The 16,249-nt window shown below is 37.0% G+C and carries 19 protein-coding genes; 15 read left to right on the top strand and 4 right to left on the bottom strand.

What is annotated here, in order from left to right:
- Window positions 1-4: 4 nt before the first annotated feature.
- Complete coding sequence (locus tag FM107_RS01250; protein WP_086946707.1) at window positions 5-1,120, bottom strand: FecR domain-containing protein; 1,116 nt, start codon at window positions 1,118-1,120, stop codon at window positions 5-7.
- A 99-nt stretch (window positions 1,121-1,219) separates the two neighbouring features.
- Window positions 1,220-1,786 carry an RNA polymerase sigma factor gene (locus FM107_RS01245; protein ID WP_218778890.1) on the bottom strand — a complete coding sequence of 189 codons (567 nt, stop codon included), beginning with the start codon at window positions 1,784-1,786 and terminating at the stop codon, window positions 1,220-1,222.
- Window positions 1,787-2,582: 796 nt separating this feature from the next.
- Between FM107_RS01245 and FM107_RS01240 the strand changes: the two genes are divergently transcribed.
- The 10 genes from FM107_RS01240 to FM107_RS01200 all read left to right on the top strand — a co-directional run bounded on the left by FM107_RS01240 (window position 2,583) and on the right by FM107_RS01200 (window position 9,802).
- A complete protein-coding gene (locus FM107_RS01240; RefSeq protein ID WP_086946705.1) occupies window positions 2,583-2,906 on the top strand; it encodes a helix-turn-helix transcriptional regulator in 324 nt (107 codons plus the stop codon).
- The gene (locus FM107_RS01235) at window positions 2,906-3,232 is read left to right on the top strand and encodes an SRPBCC domain-containing protein (protein WP_218778889.1); all 327 of its coding nucleotides are present in this window, start codon (window positions 2,906-2,908) and stop codon (window positions 3,230-3,232) included. Before FM107_RS01240 ends, FM107_RS01235 begins: the two co-directional genes overlap by 1 nt.
- The gene (locus FM107_RS01230) at window positions 3,165-3,524 is read left to right on the top strand and encodes a hypothetical protein (RefSeq protein WP_143559395.1); all 360 of its coding nucleotides are present in this window, start codon (window positions 3,165-3,167) and stop codon (window positions 3,522-3,524) included. The genes FM107_RS01235 and FM107_RS01230 overlap by 68 nt, the downstream gene beginning before the upstream one ends.
- 29 nt (window positions 3,525-3,553) lie before the next feature.
- Complete coding sequence (locus tag FM107_RS01225; RefSeq protein WP_179204364.1) at window positions 3,554-4,240, top strand: hypothetical protein; 687 nt, start codon at window positions 3,554-3,556, stop codon at window positions 4,238-4,240.
- Window positions 4,241-4,462: 222 nt separating this feature from the next.
- On the top strand, window positions 4,463-4,609 hold the full coding sequence (locus FM107_RS19450; RefSeq protein ID WP_179204363.1) for a hypothetical protein: 147 nt from the start codon (window positions 4,463-4,465) through the stop codon (window positions 4,607-4,609).
- Window positions 4,610-5,619: 1,010 nt separating this feature from the next.
- Complete coding sequence (locus FM107_RS01220; RefSeq protein ID WP_086946702.1) at window positions 5,620-6,027, top strand: hypothetical protein; 408 nt, start codon at window positions 5,620-5,622, stop codon at window positions 6,025-6,027.
- A 323-nt stretch (window positions 6,028-6,350) separates the two neighbouring features.
- Window positions 6,351-7,493, top strand: coding sequence for an aldose epimerase family protein (locus tag FM107_RS01215; RefSeq protein ID WP_086946701.1), 1,143 nt, complete (start codon window positions 6,351-6,353; stop codon window positions 7,491-7,493).
- 383 nt (window positions 7,494-7,876) lie between these two features.
- Entirely contained in the window at window positions 7,877-8,443 is a 567-nt protein-coding gene (locus FM107_RS01210; RefSeq protein ID WP_086946728.1) for a Crp/Fnr family transcriptional regulator, read from the top strand.
- 109 nt (window positions 8,444-8,552) lie between these two features.
- Entirely contained in the window at window positions 8,553-8,984 is a 432-nt protein-coding gene (locus FM107_RS01205; RefSeq protein WP_218778888.1) for a hypothetical protein, read from the top strand.
- A gap of 323 nt (window positions 8,985-9,307) precedes the next feature.
- Window positions 9,308-9,802 (top strand): GNAT family N-acetyltransferase, encoded by a 495-nt coding sequence (locus tag FM107_RS01200; RefSeq protein ID WP_086946699.1) that lies wholly within the window; start codon window positions 9,308-9,310, stop codon window positions 9,800-9,802.
- A gap of 563 nt (window positions 9,803-10,365) precedes the next feature.
- Here FM107_RS01200 and FM107_RS01195 read toward each other — a convergent pair.
- A complete protein-coding gene (locus FM107_RS01195) occupies window positions 10,366-11,556 on the bottom strand; it encodes a metallophosphoesterase (RefSeq protein ID WP_086946698.1) in 1,191 nt (396 codons plus the stop codon).
- Between the two features lie 426 nt (window positions 11,557-11,982).
- On the opposite strand from FM107_RS01195, the gene FM107_RS01190 reads away from it, so the two are divergent.
- From FM107_RS01190 to FM107_RS19835, 5 genes are all read left to right on the top strand, one after another.
- The gene (locus FM107_RS01190; protein ID WP_086946697.1) at window positions 11,983-12,894 is read left to right on the top strand and encodes an SDR family oxidoreductase; all 912 of its coding nucleotides are present in this window, start codon (window positions 11,983-11,985) and stop codon (window positions 12,892-12,894) included.
- Window position 12,895: 1 nt separating this feature from the next.
- Window positions 12,896-13,633 carry an SDR family oxidoreductase gene (locus tag FM107_RS01185; protein WP_086946696.1) on the top strand — a complete coding sequence of 246 codons (738 nt, stop codon included), beginning with the start codon at window positions 12,896-12,898 and terminating at the stop codon, window positions 13,631-13,633.
- 17 nt (window positions 13,634-13,650) lie between these two features.
- The gene (locus tag FM107_RS01180) at window positions 13,651-14,565 is read left to right on the top strand and encodes an AraC family transcriptional regulator (protein WP_086946695.1); all 915 of its coding nucleotides are present in this window, start codon (window positions 13,651-13,653) and stop codon (window positions 14,563-14,565) included.
- Window positions 14,566-14,719: 154 nt separating this feature from the next.
- A complete protein-coding gene (locus FM107_RS19840) occupies window positions 14,720-14,887 on the top strand; it encodes a hypothetical protein (RefSeq protein WP_256959269.1) in 168 nt (55 codons plus the stop codon).
- Window positions 14,888-14,934: 47 nt separating this feature from the next.
- On the top strand, window positions 14,935-15,126 hold the full coding sequence (locus FM107_RS19835; RefSeq protein ID WP_306298623.1) for a glyoxalase/bleomycin resistance/extradiol dioxygenase family protein: 192 nt from the start codon (window positions 14,935-14,937) through the stop codon (window positions 15,124-15,126).
- 132 nt (window positions 15,127-15,258) lie between these two features.
- Here FM107_RS19835 and FM107_RS01165 read toward each other — a convergent pair whose 3' ends face one another.
- On the bottom strand, window positions 15,259-16,206 hold the full coding sequence (locus FM107_RS01165) for a S41 family peptidase (RefSeq protein WP_086946693.1): 948 nt from the start codon (window positions 16,204-16,206) through the stop codon (window positions 15,259-15,261).
- Window positions 16,207-16,249 lie beyond the last annotated feature (43 nt).

Here is a 16,249-nt window from a genome sequence, read left to right as displayed (position 1 = left end):
TTGTCTATTTTTTTTGAACCGTTATCCTCCCTTCAGTGTGTTTAATCGTGAACTTATTTGGGTCATATATATATCCTAATACAGTACTTAGGGAATCGTTTAGGTTTAGCCTACCTGAAAAAGATTCATCCTCATTGATTTTAAAGTCTTGTATAATATCTGTATTGTAAACTCGGATAAGCTTTTGCAATAGATCAGGCAATGGCGTGTTTTTTAGGAGAAGTTGCTTTTTGGTCCATAAGACATCTATAAGTTCTGGGTTTGAACCTATAGAAAGCTGATTGTTTGATTTACTTAATTTCGCTTCTGTACCTGGATGTAATATTTGTTTTTTAAAGACCCGGTTACTCGAACTTGTCAGTTCAATTTTACCGGAGAGTAAAAAGATAGAATTATATGAATCTTCTTGATAAGAACTTAGATTAAAGGTAGTTCCTAACACTTTAATATTCATATTTTCAGATTGTACAATAAAGGGCTTATCAGGGTTATGTGCGATATCAAAGAAAGCTTCACCTTCTAAATAGACTTCGCGTTTATCATTGGAAAATTGGTTAGGAAATGTTAATTGAGAGCCAGAGTTCATCCATATTTTTGAACCATCGGAAAGAACAATCTCAGAGCGTTGTCCATAAGGAACGGTTAATGTACTAAAACTTTGTGTTTCATCGCCAGTGTGGTTTAGATCAAGTGCGTTAAAGAGAATAGTGGAATCTGAATCAAACTTAATGGAAGAGTTTCTGCTTGTAATTTCAACTTTCTCTATCGTTTTTAATAGGTGGCGTTTTTGGGCTGCCATATTAATTAAGCTAGAATCTTGTTTATAAGAGTAATTTGACCATATTCCATAAGATAGAATCATTAAAACTATTGCAGCTGCTACAGAATATATCCAATTTCTTTTTGTTAATGTCTTAACTTTGAAATGTTTGCTATTTGATTGAAGAATACGTTTCCATATTCTTTTTTTTTCTTCTTCGTTTAGCTCAGAAGAAACAGGGTTTTTAATTATATTTAGCAGGTGAGCAGCTAGTTTTTCCTGCTCATGGTTTGAATGTTGGTTTGTATTGTTCTTATCATAATTTTCATCCGATAAGATGTCTTCCACGTTTTTGCTCATAAAATAGAAACCTTGTTTAATAATATAGAGAAGGTTACTGAGCTTTTATAGACACACTTTCTGAAAAAAAATGAGTATTATGTAGTAAGTCGCTTGTAATCAGGAAAATATAATTGATAAAAAGAGTGCTATTTTTGGAACATTTTCCATTTTTACACGCAATTGTTTAATAGCTCTATAAACGAGTGTTCGACAAGTAGCAACGGATATTCTCATTATTTCTGCTACTTCTTCATAGGTTAATTCTGAATGGAATTTTAAAAAAAGTACTTCTTGTTGCCTGCTACTTAAGATTTTAAGTTCTTCATTTAAACGAGATAAAAGTAGTTTCCATTCTTCAGAATAGACCATATTAATTTCTGCATTCCATTCAACTGCGAATATGGATTGCTCTAAATTATGAACCTCTATGCTAGTACCCTTTTTTTTGATACAACTGAAAATTTTTCGTCTAAGAGACAAATAGAGATAAGCAGTTACATTTACATCCTTATGAAGCTTTGCTCTATAGTTGTTTAAGTCGACAAACAAATCATGAATGCAATCCTTTACGAGATCAGTATCTTTGGAAAATTTGCTGCCATAGGAATATAATTTGTCAATATTTTCATTGTATAATTCCCGGTAAGCGTTATTATCACCCGCAATGAAATTATGCCAATGCATGTTGCTATTCCCGTTCATCAATGTTAGTTTGCGGATTCCGTAAGAGAAAATATAATAATTTAGAGTTAAATAGTATTAATAAGTAATAGAGTAAATCCTACTAAGTATTGGAATACTAAGTACTACGAATATATGCTCTTTAAATTTAAATACAAAATTCGTTTTCTTTAAAAATCTTTTTGATGCAATTAATCTTAATAATAATGGACCGGAGTTCCGACAAAAATTCCCGTGGGCAAGAATAACTTTGGATGCGTGTTTTGAAAAAACGCATAGACAAAGTTACATCTTGCACTACAAAAAATACACGTGTATTTCATCCGGACGGCAAGAACTTTTTGGAAACGAGATTTGAAAAATCGTAGTGACAAAAGGACATCTTGCAATAAAAAAATACTGATGAATTTCACGGCTTCACCTGCATTGAAAATTATATGAATATATAAAGTCGCTAGCCCTTTTCTTTTATATAATTGTATATCAAATCGCTTTTATATTAATATATATTTGTTTTGTATAAAAATTTACTTTACCTGATTTCTCAATTCCTTATTTTCTTGAGAAATCATAAAGGCTGAACTGTCATATAGGAAGGGCGACTTCTTTCTGCTTATTTTAGGTAAATGAAGACATCGGCTTTCTTCTATCAGCTTTTTCAGGCAAACAGTACTCGCTGACTTTAGAAGAAATATTAAAAACAGACAATCATTCAGACTTTATGACAACGGGAAAAAAAATAAAAAAAAAGTTGGGTAGTTAATAGCTACATTTGTATTTGTAGTCAAATAGCTTCATAATGAATTTAAGACGAGACGTATTTCAAGCCATTGCAGACCCGACAAGACGGGCTATACTTCTGTTGGTTGCTACGCAATCTATGACAGCAGGCGCAATCGCTTCAAACTTTGACACAGCGAGACCAACTGTTTCAAAACACTTACAAATTCTTACCGAGTGCGAATTGCTTAAACAAGAGCAAAACGGCAGGGAAATTTATTACCACATTAACGCAAAACAAATGAAAGAAGTAGCTGACTTTATTGAACCGTTCCGCAAAATGTGGGACGACAGGTTTAACAAACTGGAAGTTGTAATGAAAAACCATAAAAACAAAAAATAATGGAACAAAAAACAAAAGTTAATGCCGAAGACGGCAAACAGGAAATCTTAATCATAAGGGAATTTGATTTGCCTTTGGAACTGCTTTTTAAAGCATACCAGGAACCCGAACTTTTTGAACAATGGATGGAAACAAAAGTGCTGAAGATGGAAAATAAAAAACACGGCTTTTATGCGTTTGAAACTTCACGCAACGGAAACGTAGTATTTCGTGCAAACGGAACAATACACGAATTTGTACGTTTGTCAGAAATAAATTATGATGAAAAAAACACATTTCTTTCTCCTTTGCTTTTTAATACTAATTGCCGCATGCAAAAAAGATAGCTCCGAACCAGATGCTGGAGCGAGTGATTTAAAGAAATTGCCGGGTACGATTTATTATAAATGGGCAGATGAGGGTGTTTATAAACTCGATCTTGCATCAGCGAATCGCAGTGTCTTTTTGGTTGACAAGGCTAGTCGGAACGGCTGGGATGTAAGTTTAGACAATAAATTAGTGCTGGAATGTTCGGATGTGCCTGGAGATTATGACGCCAGCCAGTTTACAATTACCAACGCTGTGGACGGTACAACCGTTCAATCAAAACCTTTTCTGTTAATAAACAGGGTGCTGTAGGCACTGGGAGCACCTTCAAGGATTCAACTTTGCTTAACCAACGTGATCTGGCTTATGATCCAACTTCTAAAAATCTATATGTTTCAGATAACCTGACACAAAGTATCTATATGTATGCACAAGCTTTAAATCGGAATGGAGAGGTCGGTCCCAACAAGAGGTTTCACCTGACGGGACAGCCCTGGGGACTACATTTACAAAGCAATGCAGATCAAAGCAATCCAGATCAAGGCGACAGTTTATTTATAGCAATCGCTGGCACATCCAAAGAAGTTCAGCTCCTTGAAAGGATATCCAAAATTGATTCCGGTATTGTAAGTGCGTCAAAGAAAATTGTTATTCCCGGTGCTACAGATATACGTGGAATTACTTACTCAAGCAGGTTGGATATGTTGGTTTTAACAGATTACGGTTCTGGTAAAATTTATATTATTGAGAATGCTAAACAGGCTTTTACCACACAAGGTAATGTAACTCCTACACGAACAATTGAAGGTGCACAAACCAAATTACAGACCCCAATAGATGTAAGCATTGATGACCGTGAAGAGGAACTGTTTATTTATGTCGCTGATAATGCCGCTGATAATGCAAATAATAATAAGGAACAGGGAAAAGTCTTACGATTTAAAACTACCGATAGTGGGAACGTAGCACCAAATGCAGATTATCAATTTACATTAACCCCAGTATCTATTCATCTTGATGCTCGTTGATTAACGCCAACATTCTTTCCATTCCTGCTGCTTTTTGCGTAATATTATACCCTAATACTAATTGAATAGATTCCTTAAAACCCTTCTGATTATTTGCATTATCACAAGGCATGAAAAACTGCGGTAAGAGTTGCGATTTCAACTGGTTTAAAACAGCGATGATATCATGTGCCTGGGAGATGTAGCCTATTTAAATAATTAAATTTATATTTTACCAAATAAATGTGTGATGGAAGCGGGCGCAGATCAGAACCAGCACAGTATGTTTCAGGAATAACCATCGGTGAGATCAAAGAATTGAAAGACAGCCTAAAGGTCAAAGATAATTGGCTGAACCGCCTACCATACAAAGGACTTCTAAAGCTGTAATCCCATCCTGAAAGAAATAAAAGCAACTACGTTACAACAAATTCTAAAGAAATATAGATATTAAATTCAATACACTGACACGGAGATGAGGTAAAGAAGCTTCCCAACGCTCGTTTGTGGCTTGTCTCCCTGCGGGCAGACTCTTGCCCTATCGGGCGCTGCATTTTACGGAAACAATTGCTTCATGTCTGAATTGCATCTTCGGAATAATTCAATGGTAAACGGATAGGTTAGCAGCTTGTTCCTCCATTTCATTTAACCTGTTTTATTTCCTCTTTAAGAGTAAACAGTCAGATTTGTACTAATCATCGAGCTAGCTATATATGAGCAAAACGGTGACCAGTTTGAGAATTTTCTAATTATGTTATAAAACTTATCAACAGTTGTCTCATTTACCGGAACATCTGCAAAAGAGTTAGCAGTTTGGATGTTAATGGAGTTTCCCGCGTCAAACCACACTATGCACCAATGACACTGTTCAAGCGATCCTTTCCGCAACAAGTTGGTATTTGATCAACCTAGAAGTAAGCATGTCTAAAAATTAAGCTTATGACTTTTTCATTCCGTCCGCATCCTTAAGAATGGTTGCTGACTTTACAAATAAAGCAGGCAGTTACTAACAACATATCACCACTAATCTGCCTATCGAAATGCCAAGTTGTTAGCAAATCTTATATATTAATATTTGATCATATCGCGTAAACTTCTATATTTGTACTGTACGATTTGCGATTAATCTATATTAATAAAGTGGTGCGTAATTCGGTGAGTAAAATTAATTTTCCAGGTAAGTTATTGATTGTCAAGGTGTTTGTGAGTTGGTACAAATCCCTCCCTCTCCGCAAGTAAAAAAAGAGCGTCTATTTTCAAAAATAGCGCTCTTTTGTCGTTTAAACCCGTTTTGATCGAAAAGCAACCTGTTAAAAATATTAGTGTTTCGTAAACATTCTTAGTGCATTGGAATGTCTGACAATATATGTTTTATGAATGTTTTACGAATGGATTAAATAATGATACCAATTACACCTAAAATTTTAAAGGAAAACGAATATAAAAATGGAACCTGGAGAGTGCTTTATCGATTGAGTCACGATCGAAAATCTAGGTACATTAGCACAAGTCATTTTGTGCCGAAAGAATTTGTTGTTGGAAACGATGATGTATCTACAAGTTTCATCACTGATTACCCCGCTGCTTACATAAATAAATACCGCAGTAAGATCAATTCGGTTGAAAATATCGAAGTAATGTCAATTGATGAAGTTCTCTCTTTGATTACCGGTGATCGATCAGACTTGGTTTTAATTTCGTTCTTCCGTAGTCGGATCGATAAGCTCCGGAGTGAGGGGCGCGATAAAATAGCTAAACCATTCGTGACAGTATTGAATTCGATTATTGAAAAGTGCCGGTCACGGTAGAGGGAGGAGGTAAATTTCATGGAGTAGACGATGGAAATTTAAAGCATGAGAAAACATTTTACGGAAAGCTGTTAAGATATAAACACGCCGGGGGGGAAATATATGTTGGATATGGCCGGTATATCAGCTTCCTCCGAATATTGAATTAAAAAACATATATTGTGTACGTCTTGTTTTTTGAGATGTAATCGGTATCTTGCTGAATTATAGTTGTTTTTTTGTTAAGTAGATGAACTATTAGCGATTTTTCTCGTTGTTTAGTGACCGCTTTTTTCAAAAAATACGTAGTCGCCAGAGCGGGCGCACAATTTTAAAATAAGATTATGAAAGTTTTAACGAATGTTATATTTTTTTTGATTGTGGTAATCGTGATTTCATGTGATCGCAGTGCCTCCTATCGCCCGAAATCGGGTCTTCGGAGTGATGATTTCAGACAAGTTGTAGACGGAAAGCAAACGGATCTATTCACGATAAGAAACAAAAGCGGTATGGAAGCGTGTATTACCAATTTCGGCGGAAGGATTGTTTCACTAATGGTGCCGGATAAGGACGGCGATTTGCAGGACGTGGTATTGGGTTTCGATAATATCTCAGAGTATTTGAAACAGCCCTCCTCCTTCGGAGCTACGGTAGGACGGGTAGCCAACCGTATTGCCTATGGAAAATTTATGCTAGATAGTGACACTGTAAGGCTAGATATAAATAGTGGTAAACATACAATACATGGTGGTGCGGAGGGCTGGCAGAATCAAGTTTTTAGTCTCGAGAAGCAATCGGACAGTGTTCTTGTGTTAGGATATATTTCCAAGGATGGCGAGAGCGGTTTTCCTGGTACTGCAAATTTAAATGTAACCTTTACTATGGCAGACAACAATTCACTAAGAATCGACTACAAGGTAAACACCGACAAGAAAACCGTTGTTAACATGACGAACCATAGTTTTTTTAACCTATCCGGTGACCCCTCGCAGAAAATATCCGATCACGTACTTTTTGTAGATGCAGATCGATACACGCCACTTACTAGCGAGCTCATACCTACGGGGGCCTTGGAAAACGTTGCCGCTTCTCCATTTGACTTTACTAAACCAAGACAAATCGCTAAAACGCTGTCTTTAAACGATGAGAATCAACAACTGCGTTTTACGCGAGGACTGGATCATAATTTCGTGCTAAATAGTGGTGGTGATTTATCCATACTTGCAGCAAAGGTGTATTCTCCAAAGACGGGCATCGCGTTGGAAGTTTTTACGACAGAACCGGGACTTCAAGTGTATACGGGAAACATGCTAGACGGTACCCGGACAGGGAAAAAGTCAAAAATATATACTGAACAGACTGCCATTTGTTTAGAACCTCAACATTTTCCTGACTCTCCAAATAGACCGCAGTGGCCATCAGTCACACTTGACCCAAAGGAGACCTACCAAAGTACCAGTATCTATAGATTTGCAATTGAAAAATAGGTTTCGATCGAGACTGTGAATTGGACCGTCCGCAGTTTAATTGCTTGATTTTAAGAACACGCTATAAAAGCCGATTAATAGATTATAATATCGTATATCTGGTTGTTGGCTATATGTTTGGGATTTGCGCAGCCGGGGTTATAGTAAGCCTTTGTTTGAATATGTCTGATTGGAATAATCACTGGGTATCAAAGAATCTGTTGGTGTTGTCTTGGGTTGCAGCAACGATTTTACTGTTTGTAAACAGGGGGATAAAAAAATGAATCTATCGCACTACAATACAGAATTTACTATTTTTACACGACCTGGAAGCTAATGAAGGATTGATGGTGTATAAATGCGATCAAAGGAAGTTAGCGGCAAATAAACCAAGACCCTGCATAATGGAACAAATACGAAGATATTTTGAAAGATCCGTATCAATTACTGACGTTGAATGGAGTGTGTTTGCTTCTAAACTGATATGTCAAAAATTCCCTAAGAAACATAAGCTTTTAGATATTGGTGAAACTGAAAATTATCTTTCCTTTATAGAAAATGGAATTCTGCGGTTTTATATTCCAAAAGAGGAAAACGATTTTACGTTTTCTTTTTCATTTGACGATGAATTCGTAAGTGCTTATGATTCTTTTCTAACCCAAAAGCCCTGCAAATATGCGGTGGAAACGTTAACTGAAACCGTACTTTGGCGGATTTCTTATAAAGATTTACAACAAATTTACGACGAAACGAAAATTGGAAACGAGATAGGAAGATTAGCAAGTGAAAAATTATACCTTGAAAACGTTGAACGCGAGATATCCCTGTTGACATTAACCGCGGAGAAGCGTTATCTACGGCTGTTCACAGAACATCCACGTCTATTGAAGCAAATTCCATTGAAGTACATTGCGTCTTATATCGGTATTACACCGCAGGCACTGAGCAGGATACGCCGTCAAATTTCTTAACAATTGTTCATTGTTTCTTCCCGAATAACAAAGCAACTTTGTAAAAAAAGTTATGCCGGAAATTATTTTGCCAATCGTATTTTTCATCGCCCTGTTTATTTTAAAAATAATGAACAAAGGATTACAGTATGCCCTTTCCGCACGTATAGCAATGGCGACAATGTTAGTAATCACTGGAGTTGCACATTTTTTTTATACGGAAGGTATGGCAATGATGTTACCCGATTTTATTCCTTACAAAATGCCAATCGTTTATCTGACAGGAATTATAGAAATTATTGCCGCTATTGGGATGCTCCTTCCAAAATATCAAAATCTCACCGGTTGGTTGGTTATTTTATTCTTTGTACTGATTCTTCCGTCCAACATTTATTCTGCTATCCAGCATGTGAATATGGAAGCCGCCACTTATGAGGGAGAAGGGGCAATTTACCTTTGGTACCGGATTCCATTACAATTGTTTTTTATCGGCTGGGTGTACTTTTCCTGTATAAATCAGTGTTCGATCAGCGCTACATTGGACAAGGACTCTTCGCAGTAATAATAATATGGCTATACCTTAATCAGTGAGTATTGATTTTCAATACGTTGGTTTGCTGCTGTTTTCGTGAATAAATGTCGTTCGTCAAAAAAGGGCATTAATGCACTAAAAAAATAGAAGTAGAATAGAGGGTTGAGCCAGCAACGCTGAAAACAATACTATTTGTTGATTATAACACCGATTTGTGAGTCATCAAAAGGTATTCTAAATTTGACTAAAATGAATTCCGCCGAGGGTGTATAGTTAAGTGCTATTCCTACGGTGAGGAAGGGTAAAAAAACTAAATGACTTTTTAATTTATATATCCAGCCAACTAATCGACTATGCAAGTAAATCAAGACCTCGAATTTAATATCATCAAGAGTAATTTTCCCTATGAAATTTTATTGCTGGCTGATGAAACCGTTGAAGCGATAGACAAATATATCTTCGATTCGGCCGTATATGGAGTCTCTAAAAACGGCAAAACCATAGCTGCTTTTTGTTTGCTTGCAGTGAATGAAAATACGATCGAGATCAAAAATATTGCTGTAGTTGACAATTTTCGAAACCACGGAGTAGGGAGTGAGATAATACGTTTTATAAAACGAATATGCAAGGAAAGGTATTCAATGATTATTGTGGGAACTGCCGATAATGGTATAAATCAGATAAGATTTTACGAAAGGAATGGGTTTGATAAGTTTGGTACTATAAAGAATTTTTTCATTGAAAACTATCCCGATCCTATATATGAAAATGGTATCCGACTAAAAGATATGATTTTGTTAAAATTCTACGAGACAACTGTACCCACGTTCAGTAATGAACCAATATAAAACGTTTTTAGATCAAAGCCTTCGGTGAATGAAGCAATGTATACCGTGATCAAAAATTATTAATATTCTATAGAATCATCATTTTTACACGGTATAACTGATATCGATTTTACAACCGTTGCGTGGTAAGCCATTCTGCGTAAAGTGGCAACACCGTAACTAAATGATGGGGGCGATTCAATAAAAAGTACAGTTTTTTACTTTGCGTGATTGCTCTGTCTATACTAAAGCTGCCCGAATACATTCTGATTGCGTGAGGATGATTAGATGCCTCGATAAATTGATGAAGGGATTTCAAGCTCCCAGTATCCCGAGATTTGAAATCCATTTTGAGATGTTTGCAATATAATAACGGTTGATATAATACGATGTCCGCTTTCGATTAATTGACGTGTACGAATTGGCGGATACAAATATTATGACGAGAAAAATTTAAATCGAAATTTACACTGAATAGACGCCAGTAACTGCGAAACCACAGACGTTCGGACAGATAATTATTACAACTAAAATTTTCACATTGTCCCACTGTGTCTGAACAACGTTAGGATTATCGTTTCAGTTTAAATTCCATAAGGAGTTCGCTTTAAGGTGAGTACAGTTACCTCCGGCCATACGCCTATTCGACCTTTCAGACCGTGGTAGCCAAATCCCCTATTGACGTAAAGATATCGTCCTTCGCTGTTGTATAGGCCTGCCCATTGTTTGTACATATATTGAATGGGGCTCCATTTAAAGCTGAAAAGTTCTATTCCAAACTGCATGCCATGGGTATGACCCGCCAAGGTAAGGTGGATATGTTGGTTGCGGTCTAAGGTGACTTCGTCCCAATGTGACGGATCATGAGACATGAGTATTTTAAATGCGTCAAGCGGGATATTCGTAGCGGCTTTCTTCAGATCACCGTATTTATGAAAACCGCCTTTGCCCCAGTTTTCAACTCCGATCAAAGCAATATGCTGCCCGTGTTTATGTATCATGACAGCATCGTTAAGTAATAGCTCAAAACCAATTTCTGCATGAATTTCTTTTAGCCGCAGCATGTTTGATTCTTTTGCTACGACACTTTCCCATCTGACATAGTCTCCATAATCATGATTGCCTAGTACGGAATATTTGCCATATGGTGCACTTAGCTTACTGAAGCCCTCCACCCAAGGTTCCATTTCGGTAGCTATGTTGTTAACTAAATCACCGGTAAAGACAAGTAGATCGCTTCGCTGAGCGTTGGCTAGGTCGATTCCCTTCTGTACGCCTTTGATGTTGGAGAGGCTTCCCGAATGAATATCAGAGAGCTGAGTGATTGTGAAGCCATCGAATGCTTCGGGCAGGTCGGGGAAATAAATAGTTTCTTTGCGGACCTTATAAAAATGTCTTCCCCGGGTTAGGCCAAAGACGATAATAACAAAGACTATTACTGCCAGAACAACGGCGATCTCACTCACATAGACGTTGCGCTCGGGAAAGCCCCGCACTACGCGGGTGATATCTTCAGCTAGTAATATCGGAAAGGAAAATAGCTTCGGAATGAATACAAGTAAAATAGCCGTAATCAGCACTTGTATAAAACGCTCCATCTTGTGATGTAGCTTGCGAAGAAAAGCTAGAGATACTAAGCTTATAACCAATAAAAGGTCTATTGACCAGTAGCCTAGTCGGATCATTATATGTGGAGACAGAGTAAGGACAGCTTGGTAAAAGTAAATATCACTCACCAAGAAGAGCATCAATATTAGAATAATTCTTTTTGTCATAGATTCCCAATTACAAACGTAAGTTAGTTCTTTTTGATAATAAAGATTAATATAGGCCAAGATGTTTCACAAAGAGTAGCATATATGAATGGAGAACGCGATACGATATGTAATGGTTTAGCATTGGAGGCCACTTCATTCATTTATTCTCATTTTTTGCTTGCAACGACAATACAAAAAGTACAATAAACCTAGTTGAGGGAACGCATTTATTTCCTGTCATTTAGTGATAAATCATCAGTAAATTAGGTTATTACAATAAGATTAACCGTGTCGAATAAGCAATTGTTTGCGAAAATTTCCCGGATTCTATACGAGTATTCACCCACTTAAACAATACCCTCATTTTAGTTACGAAATTCCCGATTTAGGTTACTTACTCTCTTTGGCTGTTAATGAAATTTGTATCAACAAATAATGTAAAATATGAAGATAGTAATCACCGGTTCTTTAGGGAACATTGGAAAACCACTGACGACAGAGTTGGTAGAAAAAGGACATTCAGTAACCGTTATTAGTAGTAACGCTAATAGACGGCAAGAAATTGAGGCGTTAGGGGCAAACCCTGCCATTGGTACAATGATGGATGCTGATTTCCTCGCCAAAACTTTCACAGGAGCAGATATTGTTTACTTGATGGAAGCTTGGGAAGGTATTGGTAATATATATGATCAAAATATCGATTTTGCTACTGGATTTCAAACCGTCGGCAAGAACTACAAACATGCGGTCGAAGTTTCAAAAGTAAAAAAGCTCGTACATCTAAGTAGTATTGGCGCCCATAATGCAACAGGATACGGAGCACTCTCCGTTCATTATGACGTGGAAACTATTTTAAAGCAATTACCCAATGATGTTTCTATCAAATTTATGCGACCTGTAGGTTTCTTTACCAATCTATTTAGATCAATACAAACTATTAAAGAAACAGGAGCTATTATTTCAAACTATGGAGGCGATAAAAAAGAACCTTGGGTATCGCCATTAGATATTGCATCCGCTGTTGCCGAAGAAATGGAATTACCTTTTAATGGTAGAACAGTTCGTTATGTAGCGAGTGATGAGGCATCACCAAACGAAGTAGCAAAAGCTTTGGGAGAGGCCATTTCCACTCCCGATTTGAAATGGTTGGTAATTTCAGATGAAGACATGTTGGCGGGAATGCTCGCCGCGGGAGTTAATCAAGGGATTGCAGAAGGTATGGTCGCTATGCAGGCAAGTCAACGAAGTGGTTTCGTGTTTGAAGACTTTTATTCCCAGAAGCCAAACTTAGGCAAAGTAAAATTAGAGGATTTTGCTAAACAGTTTGCACGAATTTATAACCAATACAACAATTAAAATGAAAAAAGCGTTAATTACAGGAGCGAACAAAAGTATTGGCTATCAAACAGCAATACAATTGCTGCAAAATGGATACTTTGTTTTTCTGGGCAGCAGAAATCGAGAAAACGGCAGGAAAGCAGAGGAAAAGTTAAAAAATGAAGGTTTTGCCAACGTGGAAGCGATACAACTGGATGTAACGGATGACGAATCCGTAAAAGCAGCTCGTAGTGAAATAGGTGAAAAAACGGATGTTTTAGATGTACTCATCAACAATGCCGGCATCAACGGCGGCATGCCACAAGCGGCTTTGGAAGCAAGTATCGATCAATTTAGACAGGTATTTGAAACCAACGTATATGGCGTCGTGCGTGTTACGCAAGCTTTTATTGATTTGTTGAGAAAATCGTCGCAACCTCGAATCGTAAATCTTTCTTCAAGCGGTTGTTCGCTCACTTTGCATTGCGATCCAACTTGGAAATATTATACGCACAAGGCAGCGGTTTATCCGGCATCCAAAGCGGCGCTTAATATGTACACCATCAATTTAGCGTACGAATTAAAAGACACATCATTTAAGGTTAATGCCGTTTGTCCAGGCTTTGTAGCAACCGATTTTAATGGGCATAATGGTACAGGAACTGTCCAAGAGGCAGGTAACCGGGTAGTTAAATATGCCATGTTAGGCGAGGATGGACCGACAGGGAAATTTATTAGCGAAGAATATAACCCGGAAACAGGAGAATGTCCTTGGTAATTTCATAAATTTGAATTATGAAAAGAGAACAAGTTTCGGTTTATAAATTTGAATCTTTAACAGATTTTCACCGGGTATTTGGGCTCCAAAAGCCCCAACACCCGTTGATAAGTTTTATTGATCTTAAAGACATTAAAATTAAAGAAGACGAACTGTCCAAATTTTTCAGCTTGAATTATTATAAGATTGTGTACAAGACAGATACCTGTGGAAAAGCAAAGTACGGGCAAAACTATTATGATTTTGGTGAAGGCGGGTTAGTATTTACTTCCCCAAACCAAGTGATTGAAAGCCCGAAGAGCAGCCAAGCAAGTGGCAAGTTATTGCTTATTCATCCCGATTTCCTGTTGACTCATCCTTTGGCAAAGAAAATTAAGGAATACGGCTTTTTTTCTTATACAGCAAACGAAGCTCTGTATCTATCAGATAAAGAGAAGACGACAATTTTCTCTGTTTTTGCCATACTTGACGAAGAATTAAATGGTAGAATAGACGATTTTAGTCAAGATGTAATTGTTTCACAGGTAGAGTTACTATTGAATTACAGCAACCGTTTTTACAAACGCCAATTTATAACGCGAAAAGCCATTAATAACGATCTATTGCAAAAGTTCGAAGAAATTTTGGGCGCCTATTTCACTAATGAAAGCGCAATGATGAAAGGGATCCCTTCTGTTCAATATTTTTCAGAACAGTTACATATCTCACCTAGTTATTTGAGCGATATGTTGCGTTCATTTACAGGACAAAATGCGCAGCAGCACATCCACAATAAACTGATCGAAGTAGCGAAAGAAAAATTATCGTCTTCCAATTTATCGGTCTCAGAAATAGCTTATCAATTAGGCTTTGAATTTCCACAGTCGTTTAGTCGATTGTTCAAAACAAAAACTAAACTTTCTCCATTAGCGTTCAGGGAATCTTTTAATTAAAGAATCAATAGGCGGATCTGCGAGATGGCATTTCCCACGGACGATCGGCTTTTTGTTTTTAAAATATCATGAATAAGATTCAGCATACCTGACATACTGTTGTCATAACGACGTTTTACTTTTGTATTGTTAATAACATTAAAACAAGAGAAAAATGAAAAAAATAGATTTAGCATCATTACGAATTATTACTGCCGAAATTAAGCGTTTAGTTCAATTTTATGAAGAGGCGACTGGCATAAAAGCTAAATGGTCAACGGACGATTTTGCAGAGATCAACACAAATTCTTTTACTTTGGCAATCGGCAGCGTACGTAGTTAGCTTTCTTTGGCGCTGGAGTTGCGGCGCCGGCAACCAATAAAAGTGTTATCATAGAATTCTTTGTTGAAAATGTAGATGATGATTATGAGAGAATTAAAAATTTAACCAGTGATATCGTTCAAAAGCCCACAACAATGCCTTGGGGAAACCGTTCTTTACTATTCCGTGATCCAGATGGCAACTTGATCAATTTTTTTACGCCTACAACTGAGGAGGCAAAAAATAAATTTGTCAAATAAAGAAAGTGATAGCGCATAGGATGCAAACACCAATGGAATTTGAATTGTATAATCAAACGCAAATGGACAAAAAAGTCAATATCAATTATCAAATAGTTGAACAATAGTCCACTAATGAAAAATTTGTCAGATTTATTTTAACAAGTCTATTGCTGTTTGTAGTATCCTATCGTAATTATTTTTAATATCCTCGCTAACTTGTTCTACGTAGAGATCGGGAACAATGCCTGGACCTTGTGTTTCTCTCAGATCAGGATAATAAACGCCAATTCCCGAAAATGCCGTATTAAATCCAAAGGGTAGTGGGACCCAAGATATATTTCCATCAGCACCAGCACTGTTTCTGCCAATTACTTTTGCGCCTGGAATGGTCTGGAACGCCATAACCTGGAACTCGGCGGCACTCTGTGTACCTTCGTCTATCAAAATGATCACCTTCCCCTTGAAATAATCTGGGTTGTGATTCCCAATAGCTACGGAATCGTTTATAATAAATTCGCCACGAGAAAGGCCTTTGTTTTTTGTAAGTTTAACAAATGTTCTCTTTTCGCGAAATAGATAATTTGAAAACAACTCATGCAAATAGTCTACTGGATATTGCCTATAATCTAAAATTAGCCCTTGTTTGTCTTCCATCGATTTTAGAAATGGTTCAATGTCTTTTTCTTTAAATTTTCCAGCCTGAACATATCCGATACGGTTGTTTAATATTTTAAAAGGCGGTGTGTTTTTTTCGGGGACAGGTCGGATAGACGTTAATTTTAATGTCGGAATATTTATTACCCGTTCAATGCCGTCTCTTGTAAACTTGATTTCCAGTTGATCTTCATTTGTTTGAAAGAGATTCTGCTCCATATATTTTAAGGCAACTTTTTCATTCGACGCGGGGATAAACGGGCGCCTAGATTCAATCCGCTTAATGATCGGAACACCGTTAACTTCGGATATTATATCTCCAACTAGTAGACCTTTTTCGCACTCAAGGCTATCTGCTCCTAAGGCGGCAACAATTGCCTTCCCGTTAACAATATCAATCTTAAATCCCACGTTATTAGTTCCGAATACAGAGTAAGCCCTCATTACGGTGCATCTTGACGTAGATTATTCAATTTTGCAAATTGCA

The sequence above is a fragment of the Sphingobacterium sp. JB170 genome (assembly GCF_900163865.1).
GTDB lineage: Bacteria > Bacteroidota > Bacteroidia > Sphingobacteriales > Sphingobacteriaceae > Sphingobacterium.
This window is presented reverse-complemented; position numbering and strand designations above follow the sequence as displayed.

Excerpts from the sequence above, each read along its gene's own strand:
- FM107_RS01250 (WP_086946707.1), bottom strand. The coding sequence starts at position 1,120 with ATGAGCAAAAACGTGGAAGACATCTTATCGGATGAAAATTATGATAAG.
- FM107_RS01245 (WP_218778890.1), bottom strand. The coding sequence starts at position 1,786 with ATGCATTGGCATAATTTCATTGCGGGTGATAATAACGCTTACCGGGAA.
- FM107_RS01240 (WP_086946705.1), top strand. The coding sequence starts at position 2,583 with ATGAATTTAAGACGAGACGTATTTCAAGCCATTGCAGACCCGACAAGA.
- FM107_RS01235 (WP_218778889.1), top strand. The coding sequence starts at position 2,906 with ATGGAACAAAAAACAAAAGTTAATGCCGAAGACGGCAAACAGGAAATC.
- FM107_RS01230 (WP_143559395.1), top strand. The coding sequence starts at position 3,165 with ATGATGAAAAAAACACATTTCTTTCTCCTTTGCTTTTTAATACTAATT.
- FM107_RS19450 (WP_179204363.1), top strand. The coding sequence starts at position 4,463 with ATGTGTGATGGAAGCGGGCGCAGATCAGAACCAGCACAGTATGTTTCA.
- FM107_RS01220 (WP_086946702.1), top strand. The coding sequence starts at position 5,620 with ATGATACCAATTACACCTAAAATTTTAAAGGAAAACGAATATAAAAAT.
- FM107_RS01215 (WP_086946701.1), top strand. The coding sequence starts at position 6,351 with ATGAAAGTTTTAACGAATGTTATATTTTTTTTGATTGTGGTAATCGTG.
- FM107_RS01210 (WP_086946728.1), top strand. The coding sequence starts at position 7,877 with ATGGAACAAATACGAAGATATTTTGAAAGATCCGTATCAATTACTGAC.
- FM107_RS01205 (WP_218778888.1), top strand. The coding sequence starts at position 8,553 with ATGAACAAAGGATTACAGTATGCCCTTTCCGCACGTATAGCAATGGCG.
- FM107_RS01200 (WP_086946699.1), top strand. The coding sequence starts at position 9,308 with ATGCAAGTAAATCAAGACCTCGAATTTAATATCATCAAGAGTAATTTT.
- FM107_RS01195 (WP_086946698.1), bottom strand. The coding sequence starts at position 11,556 with ATGACAAAAAGAATTATTCTAATATTGATGCTCTTCTTGGTGAGTGAT.
- FM107_RS01190 (WP_086946697.1), top strand. The coding sequence starts at position 11,983 with ATGAAGATAGTAATCACCGGTTCTTTAGGGAACATTGGAAAACCACTG.
- FM107_RS01185 (WP_086946696.1), top strand. The coding sequence starts at position 12,896 with ATGAAAAAAGCGTTAATTACAGGAGCGAACAAAAGTATTGGCTATCAA.
- FM107_RS01180 (WP_086946695.1), top strand. The coding sequence starts at position 13,651 with ATGAAAAGAGAACAAGTTTCGGTTTATAAATTTGAATCTTTAACAGAT.
- FM107_RS19840 (WP_256959269.1), top strand. The coding sequence starts at position 14,720 with ATGAAAAAAATAGATTTAGCATCATTACGAATTATTACTGCCGAAATT.
- FM107_RS01165 (WP_086946693.1), bottom strand. The coding sequence starts at position 16,206 with ATGAGGGCTTACTCTGTATTCGGAACTAATAACGTGGGATTTAAGATT.